Below are 17,668 nucleotides of genomic sequence, written 5' to 3' on the forward strand. Positions count from 1 at the left end.
TCTGTACTCAATTTTGAACGATGATTAAATTTATGGAGTTGGTATCATTATCTCGCTCAACATTCAGACGAAAAAAAACCGACTACGAGAGTCGGTTTTTTCATTGTTTCTGAACTGAAATTACTCAGCAGCAACAACTTGTAATTTAACTTCAGCAAAAACTTCAGAGTGAAGTTGGATGCTAATATCAAATTCGCCAATGTTACGTAGTGCGCCTTCAGGAAGACGAACTTCACTTTTAGCAACTTCAACGCCAGCAGCAGTAATTGCATCAGCAATATCGCGAGTACCGATAGAACCGAATAGTTTACCTTCATCGCCTGCTTTAGAAGCAAGAACAACTGCTTCTAATGCGTTAACTTTATCAGCACGTGCTTGACAAGCAGCTAGTTGCTCAGCAACTTTAGCTTCTAATTCAGCGCGACGAGCTTCAAAAACTTCAACGTTAGCTTTAGTCGCCATAACTGCTTTACCCTGTGGGATAAGGTAGTTACGAGCGTAGCCAGATTTAACGCTTGCTTGGTCGCCAAGATTTCCTAGGTTACCAATTTTATCAAGTAGAATAACTTGCATTATCTGAGTCCTCTTAAATTATTTAACTGCGACCAATTACAGATGCTTATCTGTGTATGGAAGAAGTGCTAGATAACGAGAACGCTTGATAGCACGAGCTAGCTGACGCTGATATTTAGCGCTAGTACCAGTGATACGGCTAGGTACAATTTTACCAGCTTCAGTGATGTAGTTTTTAAGAGTTGATACGTCTTTGTAATCAATCTCTTGTACGCCTTCTGCAGTAAAACGGCAGAATTTACGACGACGGAAGAAACGAGCCATGGGCTATCTCCTGATCTTAAATTTGAGTAATGTTGTCAGCATGTAGCACTAATTTTCCCAAACCATTTCGGCCGATCTGATAAGCGACAAAGCCACCTACCTTAATGTTACTGCCTAAAACTAAATGTTGAGTTAATGCTTGCGACCTTTGCCCACTAACGACAACCTGTATACGACAATAAACTTGTCTAGGTAAGTCGGCTTCCATCACTGTCGAACGATGCTCAAGGCTAAAAAAGCAATGGGCGATGCCGGCAGGACTTAGGCTTCTAACTGGAGCTTTTACGACACTGCCGCTTAACTCCAATCGATTGGTCATCAAATATTACTCAGCGTCTGCTTCTGGCTTAGCTTCAGAACGCTCTTCACGTTCTTCACGACGTGGAGCACGTTCAGCACGCTCTTCACGTACTTTAAGCATAATTGATTGCTCAGTCACAGCGCCTTTAGTGCGCATGATCATGTTACGTAGAACTGCATCGTTAAAACGGAAAGCAGTTTCTAGCTCGTCAATCACTTCTTGGCCAGCTTCTACGTTCATAAGAACATAGTGAGCTTTGTGAAGTTTGTTGATTGGGTAAGCCATTTGACGACGACCCCAATCTTCTAGACGGTGAATAGTACCGCCCGCTTCAGTGATAGAACCAGTGTAACGCTCGATCATGCCAGCAACTTGCTCGCTTTGATCAGGGTGCACCATGAATACGATTTCGTAATGACGCATAGGTTGCTCCTTACGGATTATTAGTTTCCACATGGGCTCGGCCGTCCGGAGGAAACAAGGAACGAAAAAAATAAAAGACCGAGATTTCAGGACGGCGAATTGTATAAGAGGCAACCAATTTAGGCAAGGGAAATATCGGCAATTGGACTCAGAAAATAAAACGTTTAACGTTCAAACCTACAAACTGAAGTTACACCACTCTATTTTGACGGCTACCTTGTTGAAATTTAACAATGTTATCCATCAATATATTATACAAAGCTTGAATAGAAGAATCACTGCCCCACGCCACATGTGGCGTCAGAATTAAATTAGGTAAGTCCATATTGGCAATCAATGGGTTACTTTCATCGGCGGGCTCTTGGGTAAATACATCACACCCTGCGCCGGAGATTTGCTGGCTTTTTAATGCCTCGATCAAATCATGCTCATTCACCAAACCACCGCGTCCAACATTAATGAGGATCGCATTGGCTTTCATGGCTTGCAACTCGGGCTGACTGATTAAATTGGTGGTGGTTTCGGTTAATGGGCAGTGCAGCGTTAATACATCGGCTTGTGCTAATACTTGTTCAAATGCAACGTATCCAGCTCGGCACGTTTTGGCGCCTTTTCGCTCTGAAAATATCACCTGCATTCCAATCGCTTCTGCCAGTTTGGCGACCGCTTTACCTAAACTGCCACTACCGATGACCCCCATAGTCGAGCCTGCAACATCACTGATCGAATGGGTAAAAAAGCAAAACTGTTTTTGTTGTTGCCATACACCGGCTGCAATATCTTGATGATACCCCACCAAGTTACGTTTCAAAGCAAACATCATCGCGATGGTGTGTTCTGGCACCGAACGCGTGGCATAGCCCTGAACATTGCTCACCGCAATGTTATTTTCACGGCAATAGTCCAAATCAATATTATTGGTTCCGGTTGCCGCCACCGCAATTAAACGTAAATTAGGCGCATAAGCGAGAACTTCAGCGCTCAGTTTGACTTTATTCGTGATCACAATATCTGCCGCATGAATCCGCTCAATAATTTGTTCTTCATTGGTAAAGTCAAACTGCTGCCATTGATGCTCAAAGGTCAGGTTCGGTACTTTAATCTGCTCGGGGATCGTCCCTACATCGAGAAAAATAACCGTTGGCTTACTGGGTAAACTGCTAGACGTGATTGGCATAAGAAATCCTTTTCTAATCATGCGAGGTGTAAACACAATGATTTAAGATGACACCAGTGTTTTATAATCTGGCAGTTCGGGTAGCGCGCTAAAGTGTTGCAAAATTTGCGCTTCAGCGGTGGAATAAAAATCACATTCCACAAACGAAGTGGCGAGTTGATTATCACGCGGATGATAAAAACTTAGCTCAGCCGAATGCAATTGTAAACGGTCAGAAAACTCGAACGCGTCACCAGTGGCGTAAAACTCATCCCCCACTATCGAATGCCCGATGGCCATCATGTGCACTCGCAATTGATGCGATCGGCCTGTGATAGGCAATAAGCGCACTAAAGTCGTTTTCGCCTCTCTCGCCACCACTTGATAACGGGTGAGTGACGGCTTACCATCTTGATAACACACTTTTTGTCTTGGCCGATTTGGCCAGTCACAAATTAAAGGCAAATCAATCTCACCTTGATCTTGTTCAACCAAGCCCCATACCCGAGCATAATAAATTTTATGCGTCAGTCGGTATTGAAACTGTTTTTTTATATGCCGCTCTGCTTCTTTGGTTAACGCAAATAGCATTAAGCCAGAGGTGGCCATATCTAACCGATGCACCACTTCAATATTCGGGTAGCTTTCACGCAGACGGCTCCAAATGCTGTCGTAGTGTTCGGCTAATCGCCCAGGAACCGAAAGCAAGCCCGCCGGTTTATTGGCGACTAATATATGTTGATCTTGATAAACAATCTCCGTCCAAGGCTCGGTAGGAGGAAGGTATTCGAGTAAAGCCATAAATGAGGTTCTCTAGGGGCTAAAAATATAGCCGTTAGACTTGAAGCTTCAAGTGTCACGGCTATAAATATAAGAGTCACTGCGGTGATATATTATTGATGCGCGACCACAATTAAACGCAATGAATCCAATTGCAATTGAGCGCTTTTTATATAGCCCGATAACTGCTGGATTTGTTGCTCAATGATCTCGATTTCTTCATCACGAATATTAGGATTCACTGCTTTTAACGCCTGCAAACGCTCTAATTCAGCATTCAGTTTTTGCTCCATCTCACTATTGGCACTTTGACGCACCTCCGCTAAATGAGGCAGTACTGCTTCTTCTGCTTTTTCGATTAAGGCGTGAATTTGATCTTGCACTGAACTGGCCACTTTACTCGCCATGTGACGGTTAATTGGGCTTAATTGACGATTAAAGGTATCAAACGGTACCTGCGCCGACAATTCATTACCCTTGCCATCCATTAATAGACGAATCGGTGTTTTAGGCAAAAATTGGTTAATACCGCTGCGTTTTGGCGCTTGGGCGTCGACCACATAGATTAACTCTAAGAACATAGTGCCAACTGGAAGTGCTTTGTTTTTCAGTAACGAGACCGCGTTAGTGCCGACCCCTTCACTCAACAATAAATCAATGCCGCCTTGGATCATTGGGTGTTCCCAACTGATAAAGTGCATATCTTCACGCGACAGCGCCGTTTCACGATCAAAGGTAATGGTCGCCCCTTCATACGGCAGACCAGGATAACTTGGCACTAACATGTGCTCCGATGGCGTCACCACCAGCGCATTCTCACCTTTGTCGTCTTGGTTTAGGCCGATGGTGTCAAACAAGCCTAAAGAGAAAGTGATCAAGTTAGTATCGTTATCGCCCGCTGTAATTTGCTCGGCAATTTTTTGCGCTTTCTCTCCGCCATTAGAATGGATCTCAAGTAAGCGATCTCGACCTTGTTCTAATTGCGCTTTTAATATTTTATTCAGCTTGGCTGACTCTTCAACCAGTTGAGTTAATTCATCGACATCCACCGCCGCTAGCATCGCCACCAATTGCTCAGAATATTGATCATATACCGAACGACCGGTTGGGCAGGTTTCGGCAAAAGCATTAAGCCCATGATGATACCAATGGGCCAAAATCGACTGAGAAGAATCGGTCAAGTAAGGCACAAACACATCAATATCGCGCATCTGACCAATACGATCCAAACGACCGATACGCTGCTCAAGTAGATCAGGGTTAAACGGTAAGTCGAACATCACTAACTGATTTGCAAATTGGAAGTTGCGACCTTCAGAGCCAATTTCAGAACAAATCAAGACTTGCGCGCCGCCTTCTTCTTGAGCGAAATACGCCGCCGCTTTATCTCGTTCTAAAATCGACATCCCTTCATGGAACACCGTCGCCCGAATGCCTTCACGTTCACGCAAGGCTTGTTCCAGTTGCAATGCCGTCGTGGCACGCGAAGCGATCACTAAGATTTTTTCTGAGCGTTTGGCTAACACTTTATCTAGCAGCCAACTGACCCGTGGATCAAAATTCCACCAAGAGGATTTATCGCCTTCAAGATCTTGTAGGATTTCTTCTGGATACAGGTTTTTCAATGCTTGAGTGGCTTCTGGCAACTCGCCATCCATCATTTTAGCCACTCGCATTGCACGGGTATATTGCTCAGGCATTGGCATTTCAAGTAAATGCACATTACGCGTTGGGAAACCTTGGATCGCGGCGCGGGTATTACGAAATAAAATACGCCCAGTACCATGACGATCCATTAGGTTATCAATTAACTCTTGGCGAGCTAACGCTTTTTGCTCTTGATCGAATTCTTGCTTGGAATGGCAACCATCTAAAATGCGGAACAGTGGCTCAGCATCTTGCTCCGAAAGCAGTTCTGTAATGCTATTTTTTTCATCATTGGTCAGTGATTTTCCAGACTCTAAACTGGCAACCGCTTCGGCTACTGGCGCGTATTGCTGCTCTTCTTTAACAAACGTTGGATAATCAAAGAAACGATCAGGGTCAAGCAGGCGCAAGCGAGCAAAGTGACTCTCATGCCCCAAGTTGTTCTGGGGTGGCGGTCAGTAGCAACACACCAGCAATTTTAGCGGCTAACCCTTCGACCATTTGATATTGACGACTTGGCGCATCGTTGCTCCACTCTAAATGGTGTGCTTCATCGATCACTAATAGATCCCATTGCGCGGCCAAAGCTTGCTCATAGCTTCGATTGCTTACGCAGAAAATCTAATGAACATAAGACATATTGCTGGCTATCAAACGGATTACCCGATTCCGATTCCGACTCAACGCAACGCTCTTCATCAAATACAGAAAAATGCAAATTGAAACGGCGCAGCATTTCCACCAGCCATTGATGTTGCAGTGTTTCTGGCACCACAATCAAAATACGCTCTGAACGGCCACTTAGGACTTGTTGATGGATGATCATCCCCGCCTCAATAGTTTTGCCTAGCCCAACTTCATCGGCTAGCAATACGCGTGGCGCATGACGACGACCGACTTCATGTGCAATATAAAGTTGATGCGGAATAAGACCGGCGCGCATGCCACACAGACCGCGCATTGGGCTTTTATGTTGCTGGTATTGGTTTTCAAGCGCGTGGTAGCGCAACACAAAATTATCCATACGCTCGATTTGACCGGCAAATAGTTTATCTTGTGGCTTATTAAAGCGAATTTGGTTATTTAAAAAGATTTCACGTAGCGCTACATCGGTTTCTTCGTTGTCTTGACGAGTCCCAATGTAAGTCAATACCTCGCCATCAAGCTGTAAGGATTCTACTTTTAAGCTCCAACCGTGCTGGCTTTCAATCACATCACCAACGTTAAAAATCACACGAGTGATCGGGGCGTCACTGCGGGCATACAACCGATTTTCTTCAGAGGCCGCAAACATCACAGTCACGGTACGCGCATCTATCGCCACCACCGTACCCAAACCTAAATCACTTTCTGTATCACTAATCCAACGCTGACCTAACGCAAATGCCATGTAATCGACTACCTCTAACCAAAATTGTTATTCAATACTGTATGTATTTTAGTTCCAAGCTTTGTGTTTTTCTTGTAAAAATGGCTCTTTTACAAAAATAAAACCCACAATTCACCTGTTGATAAAAAAGCTGCACATCTTACTGCACAGCGTCTTTTTTATCACCTTGAATCGCATTAATATTTGCCGACTGACATAAAAGTGTCACCATTTCACCGTTATTGTGTCATGGCGCTAAAAATGTCAGGAGGAAAGCCAAAATCTTGCTTATACTCAAAAAGAACATGGCTAACCTTTCGTATTGCGAAAAATGGAGAAGTTATGGCAACGACCCAAAAGACACTCATCACCCCAGCCGACCACGATACCTCATCGCGTAAAATATTTGTCCTTGATACCAACATCCTGCTACATGAACCTCACGCGATTTATTCCTTCCAAGAACACGATGTCGTTATTCCCATGACGGTATTAGAAGAACTTGATCGCATTAAAGACAGTAAACGCGATGTGGCGCGTGATGCTCGAGTGGCGATCCGTGGCTTAGAAGCGATTTTCCACGACGCCACGCCAGATGAGATCTCCCAAGGCATCCCATTTGGGAAAAATGTTACCGATAAAAGCCAAGTCAGTGGCACCATATCAATACTGGCCGATTACGATATTCAAGACAGAGATAAAGCCTTTGCCGATAAAATGGGTGATAACCGCATCCTTAATGGGGTACTGGCACTGCAACATCGCCGAGCGCCGCGCGAAGTTATCTTGATCACCAAAGACATTAATATGCGCTTGCGGGCTAAAGGCGCGGGTATTGAGCATGTGCAAGATTACCGCAGCGATCAATTAATTGATGACGTGCAGTTTCTCACCAAAGGTTTCACCGAATACCAAGGCAACTTTTGGGATAACTTCAAGCAAGTCGAAAGTAAAAACTGTGGCAGTAAAACCTTTCATACCGTTGCTCGTGAAAACCTAGAGCCTACTTATATCAATCAGTATTTAATTGATGAAGATAGCGACTTTGCAGGTCGAGTGGCCGAATTAAGCCCAACGACCGCCAAGATAAGAGATTTAGGTCGAGAGCATTTATTGCACCGACAAGCATGGGATATTCACCCCAAAAATATTTATCAAGCCATGGCGATGGATGCCATGCTCGACCCCGATATTGATTTAGTTATTTTAACCGGTGCGGCCGGCAGTGGTAAAACTCTGTTAGCGATGGCTGCTGCCTTGGAAATGACGATTGAACGCAAGATGTTCGATAAGATCATCGTGACCCGAAACACGCCAGATATTGGTGAGGCGATTGGTTTTTTGCCCGGCACCGAAGAAGAAAAAATGCTGCCTTGGCTGGCCGCGATCACCGATACCCTAGAAGCGTTGCATAAAAACGACCACAACACCGAGGGCTCGCTTAAATACATTTGCGATAAAGCCAACATTCAATTTAAGTCGATAAACTTTATGCGCGGACGTTCGATTCAAAATGCATTTGTATTGCTCGATGAGTGCCAAAACCTCACCGCCTCACAAATAAAAACCATTATTACTCGTTGCGGTGAAGGTACTAAAATTGTCTGTTCGGGTAACTTGGCGCAAATTGACTCCACTTATTTAACCCCTGTGACTTCAGGGTTAACTTATATGGTAGAGCGATTTAAAAGCTTTGAAGGCAGCGTTAACGTGCACTTAAATGGCGTAGTACGCAGCCGTTTAGCGGAATTTGCCGAGGAGAATTTATAACTCATTATTAATAACGGTGTTTTTATATTGACATTACATGTATCACCCCAAGTAATCATCATTTAACTTGGGTGATACTCTTACTTTATTCTGTATTAATTGTCACAGACTACAGAGGTAAAAACTCATTATTTAGCACTTAATTAAAGCGTATAAAGTAAGGCAAACATATAATATCAATCTTATATAATTTCATATTGTTATGAAATAATCATATAAATAAACATCTTATAGAATTAAACACTATTATCTGTACATGTTCATACATTGTAAAATGTTTGATTTAATATCATCACTGGCGATATATTCGAGCCAAGTAACATAACACACAGTAAGATGCGAAGGATCTCACCTTGCGACCCATAGCCCAAAGAATATTGGGAACATGATTAATACAATAACCGTGAGATCAAAACATGAATAACGATCACCCCTATTATATTTTATTGAAAAGCTTTCTGCGTTTTTTATTCTTATGTGCATTGCTTGCTTTTTGATCCGCGAACTCGATGGATTATTTGACCTTATTTCTCATGGTTTTTGGGTGTACCCTGCTGCTATTGTTGCTGCCAGTTCTATTATTTATGCATTAAAACAAAAACAACAAACCATAGAAACCTTCTGCTTATTCGTGCAAAGCCACAACTTTATTTCAATGTGTTTAGGCATGGGGGTTTTATTTGTGTTCTCTCGCCTTTTTGGCATGGGATCATTATGGGATGGTTTAATGCAAGCCCACCCAGAAAGAGCGGTCAAAAACGTCGCGGAAGAAGGCACTGAAATGTTGGGGTATATGGTTATTTTCATTTCTTGCGTTTCTTATTTAGTCGATTTTAGCCATCAAGAAATAGGCGAGAAGTTATCGCAACTTCAGACTCATCATCACAATTAAAATACCACGATCTAAGCAAGTGCCTAATAACCACTTGCTTTAATAAATGCAGCTAAATGAGGGTTGGGATGCAACTCATCTAAACTCGTAATTCGGCCGTGTTCACTGACCTTACCTTGCTCCATAAAAGCAAAATGGGTAGCGATCGCTTTAGCATCGGTTAAATGGTGCGTCACCATCAATACCGTGATTGAACGTTCCCGTGCAAGCCTTGCCACCAGCTGCAACATTTCTTCCCGCAAAATAGGATCTAAAGCTGAAAACGGTTCGTCTAGCAGCCAAATCGAATGCGCTTGAACAAAGCACCTTGCCAATGCCACCCGCTGACGTTGTCCGCCAGATAACTGCTCCGGTAGTCTATCTAATAAAGTGTCTAACCCAACTTGTTGCGCCGCTTGTTGTACTTGCAGCTTTTGAGCTTGAGTGAGTTTAAGCCCAGGATGCAAACCCAGACCAATGTTTTGCCGCACGCTTAAATGACTAAATAGATTATGCTCTTGAAACAGCATTGCCAGCGGTCTTTCGTAAGGCGCTAATCCTACAACCGACGAGCCCTGAACTTTAATATCACCTTTTTTGGGTTCAATAAAACCGGCGACCAAACTCAACAAGGTCGATTTACCCGAGCCACTTGGCCCCATTAATGCCATGATCGCGCCTTTTTCAACAACTAAGTCAAAATTAAAGGTTTCCTCTTGGTAATCATAAATGACCTGTTGGATGGAAATAGCAGACTCAAGCATGTGGCAACTTCTTCTTAATCAATAAGCAAATAAATAACCTTAACGACTGCCGCGTTTGAACACGGTTTCAATTAAAGCAAAGCATAATACGCTAAATAGCAGTAAACATAGGGACACCGCCGCGGCCGCATCCATTTGGTAACTGCCTAATAATTGGAATAAATATAATGGTAAAGTGGTAAAGGTTTGATTACCAAATAATGACACCGCACTTAAATCTCCCATCGAAAACATAAAGCTGATTGAGAAAGCATGTGCGATCGGTTTATTCAGTGCCCGCCATTCCACCAAGCGAAAACGCGTCCAACCAGTCATGCCTAAAGTTTGACATAAAAATTGGTATTGCTGCGCCGTTTGTAGCATAGGCTGCGACAAGGTTTTAATAATATACGGCAGCGCCATCAAGCTATTTACCAGTATCACCACCCAAAAAGCGAGGCTAAATACATCGACTTGATCGCGTAATAATAAAAATAATCCGGTGCTGATCACAATGCCGGGCGTAACTAAAATAATGGTCCCCATCAATTCCAACCGTCCTGCTCGCGCGGGTAAGCCTTTTAGATGCCAAGCTCGGCTAGTAAATAAAATCGCGATCCCCATCAATAATGCCAATGAACTGGCTAATGTTGCTACTTGAATCGAAGCGCTTAACGCTTGCCAAAATTTCTCATCTTGCAATATGGTTAACGATTTGGGATTTAAGCCTTGCCATATCACCATCAATAAAGGCGGAAGCACTAACAGCATCGCGCCACCAATCCAAGCTGCATCCCAAATTTTTGCGCGATGACTGGTAGAAAATAAGGCCACTCGCTGCCTTTTCTCTTTAGCATGATGACTGACACTGCCGCCAGAAGAGCTCGGTACGCTGTTACTAAAACGCAATAAAGTTAAGCTCAACACGCCACACAATAACATTTGCCATAAGGCTAAAATCGCCCCCGCCTGCAAGTCAAAATCAAACTTAATCGCTTGATAGATCGCCAGTTCAATCGTGGTCGATTTGGGGCCTCCCCCCAGCGCCATCACCGCCGAGAAACTGGTAAAGCACAGCATAAACACCAAACCCGCCACTTGTGGTAATTGCTGACGCATGCGCGGCCATTCAATTTGTCGAAATTTTTGCCAATCGTTCATCCCCAAATGTGCGCACAGCTTATGTTGCTCATTGGGGATCGACTCTAGCGAATGCAATAATAATCGACTGGCATAAGGCAGGTTAAAAAACACATGGGCGATTAAAATGCCATTTAATCCGTAGATAGAAAAAGGTAAGCGCGCATCAAAATACCGGAAAATATCCGCCACAATACCGCTGTTACCAAAGATGGCGACAATACCAAACACGCCTACCAGCACCGGCAAGACTAAAGTTGAAGCGAAGATCTTTAGCAGCAGAGCCTTGCCTTTAAACTCGCGACGAGAAAGAGCATGCGCTACCGGAATTGCGAAACCAACACTCAATAAGGTTGAAAATAAAGCCTGATAGAAACTGAAAAAGGTAATGTGGCGATAATAAGGATCGGACAAAATCCAACCCAAATTTAACGTTGGGGCGTGTTGAATTAATGCCATCACGGTTGAGCACACAAATAGCCCAATAGTAACCGCAACCAGTAAGCCTAACTTCGGCACTGACACATTAACCACCTAGTATCACCATCATAAATTCACCTTTTCGATTTAACCTTATTCCGCTTTATTTTTATTTCGCTTTATTCTTATTTCGATTGGTTGCTATTCAGATAACGCCATTTGCCATTCACGAGTCCAGCTTTTCAACTGTTTCGCCACCACTTGAGGGTCGAGTGACAGCATTTTCGTTGGCACGCTCAGTTGCTCATAACCTTTAGGCAGGGCTATGTTGGTAACCGGATACATCCAATTCCCCGTCGCCATTACGGATTGGAAGTCATCGCTTAAAATAAACTGCATAAACTGATCGGCCAGTTTTTGATGGTGGGAGCTTTTCACTTTAGCGGCCAATTCAATCTGAGCGTATTGTCCTTCAGCAAAGTTAGCTGCGGCGTAATCTTGATTGTTTTCAGCAATAATGTGATAAGCAGGAGAGGTACTGTAAGACAACACCATATCGCTCTCGCCTTTTAAGAACATCGGGTATGAATCAGACCAACCTTTACTCACCGTCACCGTTTTCTTAGCTATCTTTTGCCACGCATCCGCTGCTTTATCCCCATATACTGATTTTACCCATAACAGCAAGCCTTGACCGGTGATCGAGGTACGCGGATCTTGGTAAATAATATTAAAATCATCACGTTCCACCAGCTCTTTTAAGCTTTTCGGTGGGTTCTTCATTTTGGTTTTGTTGTACACAAAAGCGAAATAGCCGTAATCGAATGGGACGAAGTAAGGGTTGTCCCAACCACCAGGAATGGTCACTTTAGAAGTGTCTACATCATGTTTGGCGAGCAATCCGGTTTGCTGTGCTTGCGCCATAATATTGTTATTTAACCCTAACACTACGTCTGCTTTGGTATTTTTTCCTTCTAAACGTAAACGGCTTAATACTGAACCACCATCATCGAGCGCGACAAAATTTAACTGACAACCGCATTGGGCTTCAAAGGCCGTTTTAATTTTAGGACCAGGGCCCCAATCGGAAGTAAACGAGTCGTAGGTATAGACGGTAAGGGTTGGCTTATCAGCGGCTTGCGCACCATTAGAAAGTGATAACAATAAAGGCAAACTGAATGCAGCTAGAATCGCTTTCGGTTTAGTTGTCACTTTATTTTTACGTTTTGGATTGTTGCTCGAAATAGAGGTGGTGTCGTTCACTAGAATATCCTTTTTAGTGAGCGGCACAGGAAAGTAAGTAGGGAGATCCAGACTCAATTCCTACGCCAGCATTATCTGGTTCAGGTACACGGGTCTCTTAAAAAGATCTCAGCCGAATCCGTGTTTGATTCAGCTCCCCGATGAGTATTTTCAATCTGATTGTATTGAGTTAAGCATTAATAGGCTAGTGATAATACCAATTCCATTTAATATTTGATCAATTTGACTACGCCGAAAAGACGCTGATCCGTCCTTGGTCGCTTGAGAAAGGCCATCCATGGCCTTTGACACTTTTCTCTGTACTCAATTTTTAACGATCATTAAATTTATGGAATTAGTATAACCTCAAAAGATAACCAAATTAATGATTGTCACGTTGATCATAACCCCAGCGCGGCACTAAGCCTTGTTTAATACCTAGGTGATCTAATATTCTGGCCACCATAAAATCAATTAGATCTTCAATGGTTTTAGGCTGATGGTAAAAGCCAGGCGCTGCTGGCATTATGGTGACGCCCATTTGCGACAGTTTATGCATATTTTCTAAGTGCAAGGTGGAGAATGGCGTTTCACGAACCACCAGCAGCAATTGGCCACGCTCTTTCATCACCACATCGGCGGCTCGTTCAATTAAGTTATCTGACATGCCGTGCGCAATCGAGGCCACACTGCCTGCCGAACACGGGCACACCACCATTTGTTTTGGCGCGGCCGATCCTGAAGCCACTGGCGAGAACCAATCTTCTTTACCGCACACAACCAACTTATCACTATCAATCAACTGATCTCGCTGACTATTTAAGTGGGCCAGTAAGGTTTGTTGCGCCGCTTGCGGGCCACTGGGTAATTTTAAACCATGCTCGGTTGCCATCACTACTCGCGCGGCAGACGATATTAATAAATACACGGTGTAATCAGCCGCCAGTAAGCACTCAAGTAAGCGCAAACCATACGGTGCACCCGAAGCTCCGGTAAACGCTAAGGTTATATGTTTGCTACTTGAATGGGGTACGTTAGGTTGAGACATCTCGCGCTCCTTAATTTCTGAACTTGGGTGAGTTAATCATACCTATCAAAGTCATTAGCTGATTAGATAGTTACTACGATTGGTATTAATACCGTTGCTCGCTAGATTGTCGATATAAGCGGCTCAATAAATTTGAATATTCCGAAAAGATGCTGACCCATCCATGGACGCTTGAGAAAAGGTCATCCCTGACCTTTGACACTTTTCTCTATAATCAAATTCATCGACCCTAGTACAATTGGCATGTTCATCGAAACAAAAGGATCATCACGACCTTTTTACCTACCATGATCTTTTTACTTATGATGTGCCTGTTGTTACTTTGAAGCTATTGCCACTTTGATGTTACTGCTACTTTGCTGCTAATGCTTGCAACAATTTGCCATGGATCCCTTCAAAGCCACCATTGCTCATTACTAAGATCTGATCGCCAGCATGGGCTTGTGCCACCACTCGCTCAACAAGTGTATCGATATTATCTTCAACAAAAGCAGTTTGTTCACATTGATCGGCGACCGATTGTACTGACCACTGGATATTATTGGGTTGGTATAACGCCACCACATCAGCATGTTTAAATGCTGCCGCTAAGGTTTGTTGATGCACTCCCATTTTCATGGTGCTAGAGCGAGGTTCAAACACCGCAATAATTTTACTGTCACCGACTTTATTGCGCAGACCATCAAGGGTTAAATCAATCGCGGTTGGATGATGGGCAAAATCATCATAAACCGTCACGTTAGCTTCAATGCCTTTTAGTTCTAAACGACGTTTCGTATTAATAAATTTGCCTAACGCTTCACAAGCAAGATCGGCGGTGACGCCAACATGTCGCGCCGCGGAAATCGCCATTAAGGCATTATTGAGATTATGATCACCGACCAAATCCCATTTCACTACTCCGCCCAACTGACCATCGAGATAAACATTAAAATGGCTGCCATCTTTTTGAATTTTTTCAGCTTTCCAGTGACCATCATCGCCTATATGTTCGAGTTCACTCCAGCAACCACGTTGGATCACATCCTCTAGGCCAGCATCATTAGTCGGGGTTAAGATCCGTCCGTTACCCGGAACAGTACGCACTAAATGATGAAATTGTCGCTTGATCGCTTCAAGATCGTCAAAAATGTCAGCATGATCGAACTCAAGATTATTCATCACTAAGGTGCGTGGATGATAATGAACAAACTTTGAACGCTTATCGAAAAAAGCACTGTCATATTCATCTGCTTCGACCACAAAAAACATACTTTCGCCTAGACGAGCCGATACACCAAAGTTACCAAGTACACCACCAACCAGAAAGCCCGGTGTATAGCCACAGTCTTCTAAAATCCAAGACAACATGCTTGCCGTGGTGGTTTTCCCATGGGTACCCGCTACCGCTAACACCCAACGATCATGCAATAAAAACTCTTGTAACCATTGCGGGCCAGAGGTGTATTTAAGATTCTGATTTAATACATATTCCACGCACGGATTACCACGACTCATGGCATTTCCTATTACCACTAAATCGGGGGCGGGATTTAATTGAGAAGGATCGAATCCTTCAATTATTTCAATACCTTGAGATTCAAGCAAAGTGCTCATTGGCGGATACACATTGGCATCACTGCCAGTTACTTTATGCCCTAGCTGGCGAGCTAATACGGCGGCACCGCCCATAAAAGTGCCACAAATACCAAGAATATGAATATGCATAATAGGTTTTCCTTCCCACTTTTTTGTGAGACTCAAATTAGGTCAATAACTTTGTGCGAAATAGTAACTCAAACGCAATCAAATGTATGGTGTTCGAAAACAATTTTCTGTGCATTATTATGAATTATCTCTTTTAATATCGAGACCTTGCTTAAGTGCACATTTGTGAAGCTTCATCAGTTACTTCATTACCATTAATAAGATTCTGGATTTACAATCGAATAAATGAGTATCCAAAAGAGATACACACTGGTACTACCACTATTTCCTGCAATGAATAAAATTAACGACAAAAAAGGATCCATTATGTCGATAACTCGCACGTTAGGCGAATTTATTATTGAACACCAAAATCACTTTCCTCATGCCAGTGGTGACCTTTCTTCTCTGCTTGGCTCGATAAAATTAGCGGCTAAAATTGTCAACCGAGAAATTAACAAAGCCGGTTTAGTTGATATTACGGGTTCAGTTGGTGCTGAGAATGTGCAAGGTGAAGAGCAACAAAAGCTCGATCTGTATGCCAATGACAAATTTAAAGCCGCACTTGAAGCTCGTGGTCAAGTTTGTGGTATTGCCAGTGAAGAAGAAGATGAAGCGGTAAGCTTTAATAAAGAACTCAATAAAAATGCCAAGTATGTGGTGTTAATGGATCCTTTAGATGGTTCATCGAATATCGATGTGAATGTCTCGGTCGGAACCATCTTCTCGATCTACCACCGAGTATCTCCGATTGGTAGTGCGCCGACTGCGGAAGATTTTCTTCAGCCAGGCCATAAGCAAGTGGCGGCGGGCTACATTATTTATGGCTCATCCACCATGCTGGTATACACCACAGGTAAAGGGGTACATGGCTTTACTTACGATCCTTCGATCGGAGTCTTCTGCTTGTCACATGAGAAAATGATGATCCCTGCTACAGGCTCAATCTATTCGATTAATGAAGGCAATTACATTCGTTTTCCGACTGGAATAAAGAAATACATTAAATACTGCCAAGAAGATGCACCAGAAGATAACCGTCCTTACACCTCGCGTTATATTGGTTCATTGGTGGCAGATTATCACCGTAACCTATTAAAAGGTGGCGTCTATTTATACCCAAGCACTCAAAGACATCCTGATGGTAAATTGCGTTTATTGTATGAATGCAACCCGATTGCTTTCTTAATGGAGCAATCTGGCGGTAAGGCAACTGATGGCTATCAACGGATTTTAGATATCAAACCAACCGAACTGCATCAACGCGTTCCTTTCGTAGTCGGCTCAACGATAATGGTTGAGAAAGTTGAATCCTTCTTGCAACAATACCCAGATTAATAATGTAATTGGCTAACAACCCCTAATAATTGGCAATGAAGGTCCTTTTGGCTTTCATTGCTTTTTTATGCCTCCCTTAATCCTCTCTGCCCCCTTTGTCGATCGCATTTTTGTAACTTTTCCGCTACAAACCACTGACAAGTCACGTTATAATCTGACGGTTTATTACTCTTAGAAAGGAATTCCAATGAGCTTGAACCACGTCCCGGCTGGTAAATCATTACCTGATGATTTGTATGTTGTTATCGAAATCCCAGCCAATGCTGACCCAATTAAATATGAAGTTGATAAAGACAGTGGAGCATTATTTGTCGACCGTTTTATGTCGGCACCAATGTTCTACCCATGTAACTATGGTTATGTGAATGAGACACTATCATTAGACGGTGATCCGGTTGATGTATTAGTCCCAACCCCGTTTCCATTAATGCCGGGCTCGGTGATCCGTTGCCGCCCAGTTGGGGTATTGAAAATGACCGATGAGTCAGGTGAAGATGCCAAAGTGATCGCGGTTCCACATAGCAAACTGTCTAAAGAGTATGATCATATTCAAGATATTGGTGATGTACCTGAATTACTCAAATCACAAATCACCCACTTCTTTGAGCGTTATAAAGATCTTGAAAGCGGAAAATGGGTAAAAGTTGATGGCTGGGAAGGTGTGGCATCAGCGCGCGCTGAAATTTTAGAATCCTTTGAGCGAGCGAAGAAATAATTAAACTGCTCCCTGAAATTTCTAACTATGATAGTTGATTTTAATATAAAAAAAGAGCTCGCCATTATTGACGTGCTCTTTTATTTTTATCGCAGTATTGATTCAGTTAAGCATCATCCTAGCTTATCTTGATTGAGATTGAATGCCCGACACCTGCACACTCACTAATACAACAGCTGGTA

General features: G+C 43.2%; 15 protein-coding genes, 1 pseudogene and 1 riboswitch. Of the genes and pseudogenes, 4 read left to right on the plus strand and 12 right to left on the minus strand.

Annotation, left to right across the window (positions count from 1 at the left end):
• Window positions 1-120: 120 nt before the first annotated feature.
• The 7 genes and pseudogenes from rplI to rapA all read right to left on the minus strand — a co-directional run bounded on the left by rplI (window position 121) and on the right by rapA (window position 6,534).
• The gene (gene rplI / locus GFB47_RS10230; protein ID WP_153447877.1) at window positions 121-573 is read right to left on the minus strand and encodes a 50S ribosomal protein L9; all 453 of its coding nucleotides are present in this window, start codon (window positions 571-573) and stop codon (window positions 121-123) included.
• 36 nt (window positions 574-609) lie between these two features.
• Entirely contained in the window at window positions 610-837 is a 228-nt protein-coding gene (gene rpsR / locus GFB47_RS10235; RefSeq protein ID WP_027695404.1) for a 30S ribosomal protein S18, read from the minus strand.
• A gap of 16 nt (window positions 838-853) precedes the next feature.
• Window positions 854-1,156, minus strand: a complete 303-nt coding sequence (priB, locus tag GFB47_RS10240; protein ID WP_153447878.1) for a primosomal replication protein N — start codon at window positions 1,154-1,156, stop codon at window positions 854-856.
• A 6-nt stretch (window positions 1,157-1,162) separates the two neighbouring features.
• Window positions 1,163-1,561 carry a 30S ribosomal protein S6 gene (gene rpsF / locus GFB47_RS10245; RefSeq protein WP_153447879.1) on the minus strand — a complete coding sequence of 133 codons (399 nt, stop codon included), beginning with the start codon at window positions 1,559-1,561 and terminating at the stop codon, window positions 1,163-1,165.
• 190 nt (window positions 1,562-1,751) lie between these two features.
• A complete protein-coding gene (locus GFB47_RS10250) occupies window positions 1,752-2,738 on the minus strand; it encodes a D-2-hydroxyacid dehydrogenase (RefSeq protein WP_153447880.1) in 987 nt (328 codons plus the stop codon).
• A 42-nt stretch (window positions 2,739-2,780) separates the two neighbouring features.
• Window positions 2,781-3,518, minus strand: a complete 738-nt coding sequence (gene rluA, locus GFB47_RS10255; protein WP_153447881.1) for a bifunctional tRNA pseudouridine(32) synthase/23S rRNA pseudouridine(746) synthase RluA — start codon at window positions 3,516-3,518, stop codon at window positions 2,781-2,783.
• A 92-nt stretch (window positions 3,519-3,610) separates the two neighbouring features.
• A pseudogene (rapA, locus tag GFB47_RS10260) lies at window positions 3,611-6,534 on the minus strand (RNA polymerase-associated protein RapA).
• A gap of 321 nt (window positions 6,535-6,855) precedes the next feature.
• Here rapA and GFB47_RS10265 point away from each other — a divergent pair.
• Window positions 6,856-8,283: a PhoH family protein gene (locus GFB47_RS10265; protein ID WP_153447882.1), complete on the plus strand. Its 1,428-nt coding sequence runs from the start codon at window positions 6,856-6,858 to the stop codon at window positions 8,281-8,283.
• 493 nt (window positions 8,284-8,776) lie between these two features.
• The gene (locus tag GFB47_RS10270) at window positions 8,777-9,175 is read left to right on the plus strand and encodes a hypothetical protein (RefSeq protein ID WP_153447883.1); all 399 of its coding nucleotides are present in this window, start codon (window positions 8,777-8,779) and stop codon (window positions 9,173-9,175) included.
• A 23-nt stretch (window positions 9,176-9,198) separates the two neighbouring features.
• Here the strand turns inward: GFB47_RS10270 and thiQ are convergent, their stop codons facing one another.
• From thiQ to mpl, 5 genes are all read right to left on the minus strand, one after another.
• On the minus strand, window positions 9,199-9,918 hold the full coding sequence (thiQ, locus tag GFB47_RS10275; RefSeq protein WP_153447884.1) for a thiamine ABC transporter ATP-binding protein: 720 nt from the start codon (window positions 9,916-9,918) through the stop codon (window positions 9,199-9,201).
• 39 nt (window positions 9,919-9,957) lie between these two features.
• Window positions 9,958-11,571 carry a thiamine/thiamine pyrophosphate ABC transporter permease ThiP gene (thiP, locus tag GFB47_RS10280; protein WP_153447885.1) on the minus strand — a complete coding sequence of 538 codons (1,614 nt, stop codon included), beginning with the start codon at window positions 11,569-11,571 and terminating at the stop codon, window positions 9,958-9,960.
• An 87-nt stretch (window positions 11,572-11,658) separates the two neighbouring features.
• Window positions 11,659-12,630 (minus strand): thiamine ABC transporter substrate binding subunit, encoded by a 972-nt coding sequence (thiB, locus tag GFB47_RS10285; protein WP_225874314.1) that lies wholly within the window; start codon window positions 12,628-12,630, stop codon window positions 11,659-11,661.
• A gap of 130 nt (window positions 12,631-12,760) precedes the next feature.
• Window positions 12,761-12,870: riboswitch (TPP riboswitch) on the minus strand.
• 211 nt (window positions 12,871-13,081) lie between these two features.
• Window positions 13,082-13,747: a flavin prenyltransferase UbiX gene (locus GFB47_RS10290; RefSeq protein WP_153447886.1), complete on the minus strand. Its 666-nt coding sequence runs from the start codon at window positions 13,745-13,747 to the stop codon at window positions 13,082-13,084.
• A gap of 351 nt (window positions 13,748-14,098) precedes the next feature.
• A complete protein-coding gene (gene mpl / locus GFB47_RS10295; RefSeq protein WP_153447887.1) occupies window positions 14,099-15,454 on the minus strand; it encodes a UDP-N-acetylmuramate:L-alanyl-gamma-D-glutamyl-meso-diaminopimelate ligase in 1,356 nt (451 codons plus the stop codon).
• A 306-nt stretch (window positions 15,455-15,760) separates the two neighbouring features.
• Here mpl and fbp point away from each other — a divergent pair, with 306 nt between their 5' ends.
• Both fbp and ppa read left to right on the plus strand, forming a co-directional pair.
• A complete protein-coding gene (fbp, locus tag GFB47_RS10300) occupies window positions 15,761-16,771 on the plus strand; it encodes a class 1 fructose-bisphosphatase (protein WP_153447888.1) in 1,011 nt (336 codons plus the stop codon).
• A gap of 187 nt (window positions 16,772-16,958) precedes the next feature.
• On the plus strand, window positions 16,959-17,486 hold the full coding sequence (gene ppa, locus GFB47_RS10305) for an inorganic diphosphatase (RefSeq protein WP_153447889.1): 528 nt from the start codon (window positions 16,959-16,961) through the stop codon (window positions 17,484-17,486).
• Window positions 17,487-17,668: the final 182 nt, after the last annotated feature.

The organism is Vibrio algicola (assembly GCF_009601765.2).
GTDB lineage: Bacteria > Pseudomonadota > Gammaproteobacteria > Enterobacterales > Vibrionaceae > Vibrio > Vibrio algicola.

Coding starts and splice junctions, on each gene's coding strand:
- rplI (WP_153447877.1), bottom strand. CDS start 573: ATGCAAGTTATTCTACTTGATAAAATTGGTAACCTAGGAAATCTTGGC.
- rpsR (WP_027695404.1), bottom strand. CDS start 837: ATGGCTCGTTTCTTCCGTCGTCGTAAATTCTGCCGTTTTACTGCAGAA.
- priB (WP_153447878.1), bottom strand. CDS start 1,156: ATGACCAATCGATTGGAGTTAAGCGGCAGTGTCGTAAAAGCTCCAGTT.
- rpsF (WP_153447879.1), bottom strand. CDS start 1,561: ATGCGTCATTACGAAATCGTATTCATGGTGCACCCTGATCAAAGCGAG.
- GFB47_RS10250 (WP_153447880.1), bottom strand. CDS start 2,738: ATGCCAATCACGTCTAGCAGTTTACCCAGTAAGCCAACGGTTATTTTT.
- rluA (WP_153447881.1), bottom strand. CDS start 3,518: ATGGCTTTACTCGAATACCTTCCTCCTACCGAGCCTTGGACGGAGATT.
- GFB47_RS10265 (WP_153447882.1), top strand. CDS start 6,856: ATGGCAACGACCCAAAAGACACTCATCACCCCAGCCGACCACGATACC.
- thiQ (WP_153447884.1), bottom strand. CDS start 9,918: ATGCTTGAGTCTGCTATTTCCATCCAACAGGTCATTTATGATTACCAA.
- GFB47_RS10290 (WP_153447886.1), bottom strand. CDS start 13,747: ATGTCTCAACCTAACGTACCCCATTCAAGTAGCAAACATATAACCTTA.
- mpl (WP_153447887.1), bottom strand. CDS start 15,454: ATGCATATTCATATTCTTGGTATTTGTGGCACTTTTATGGGCGGTGCC.
- fbp (WP_153447888.1), top strand. CDS start 15,761: ATGTCGATAACTCGCACGTTAGGCGAATTTATTATTGAACACCAAAAT.
- ppa (WP_153447889.1), top strand. CDS start 16,959: ATGAGCTTGAACCACGTCCCGGCTGGTAAATCATTACCTGATGATTTG.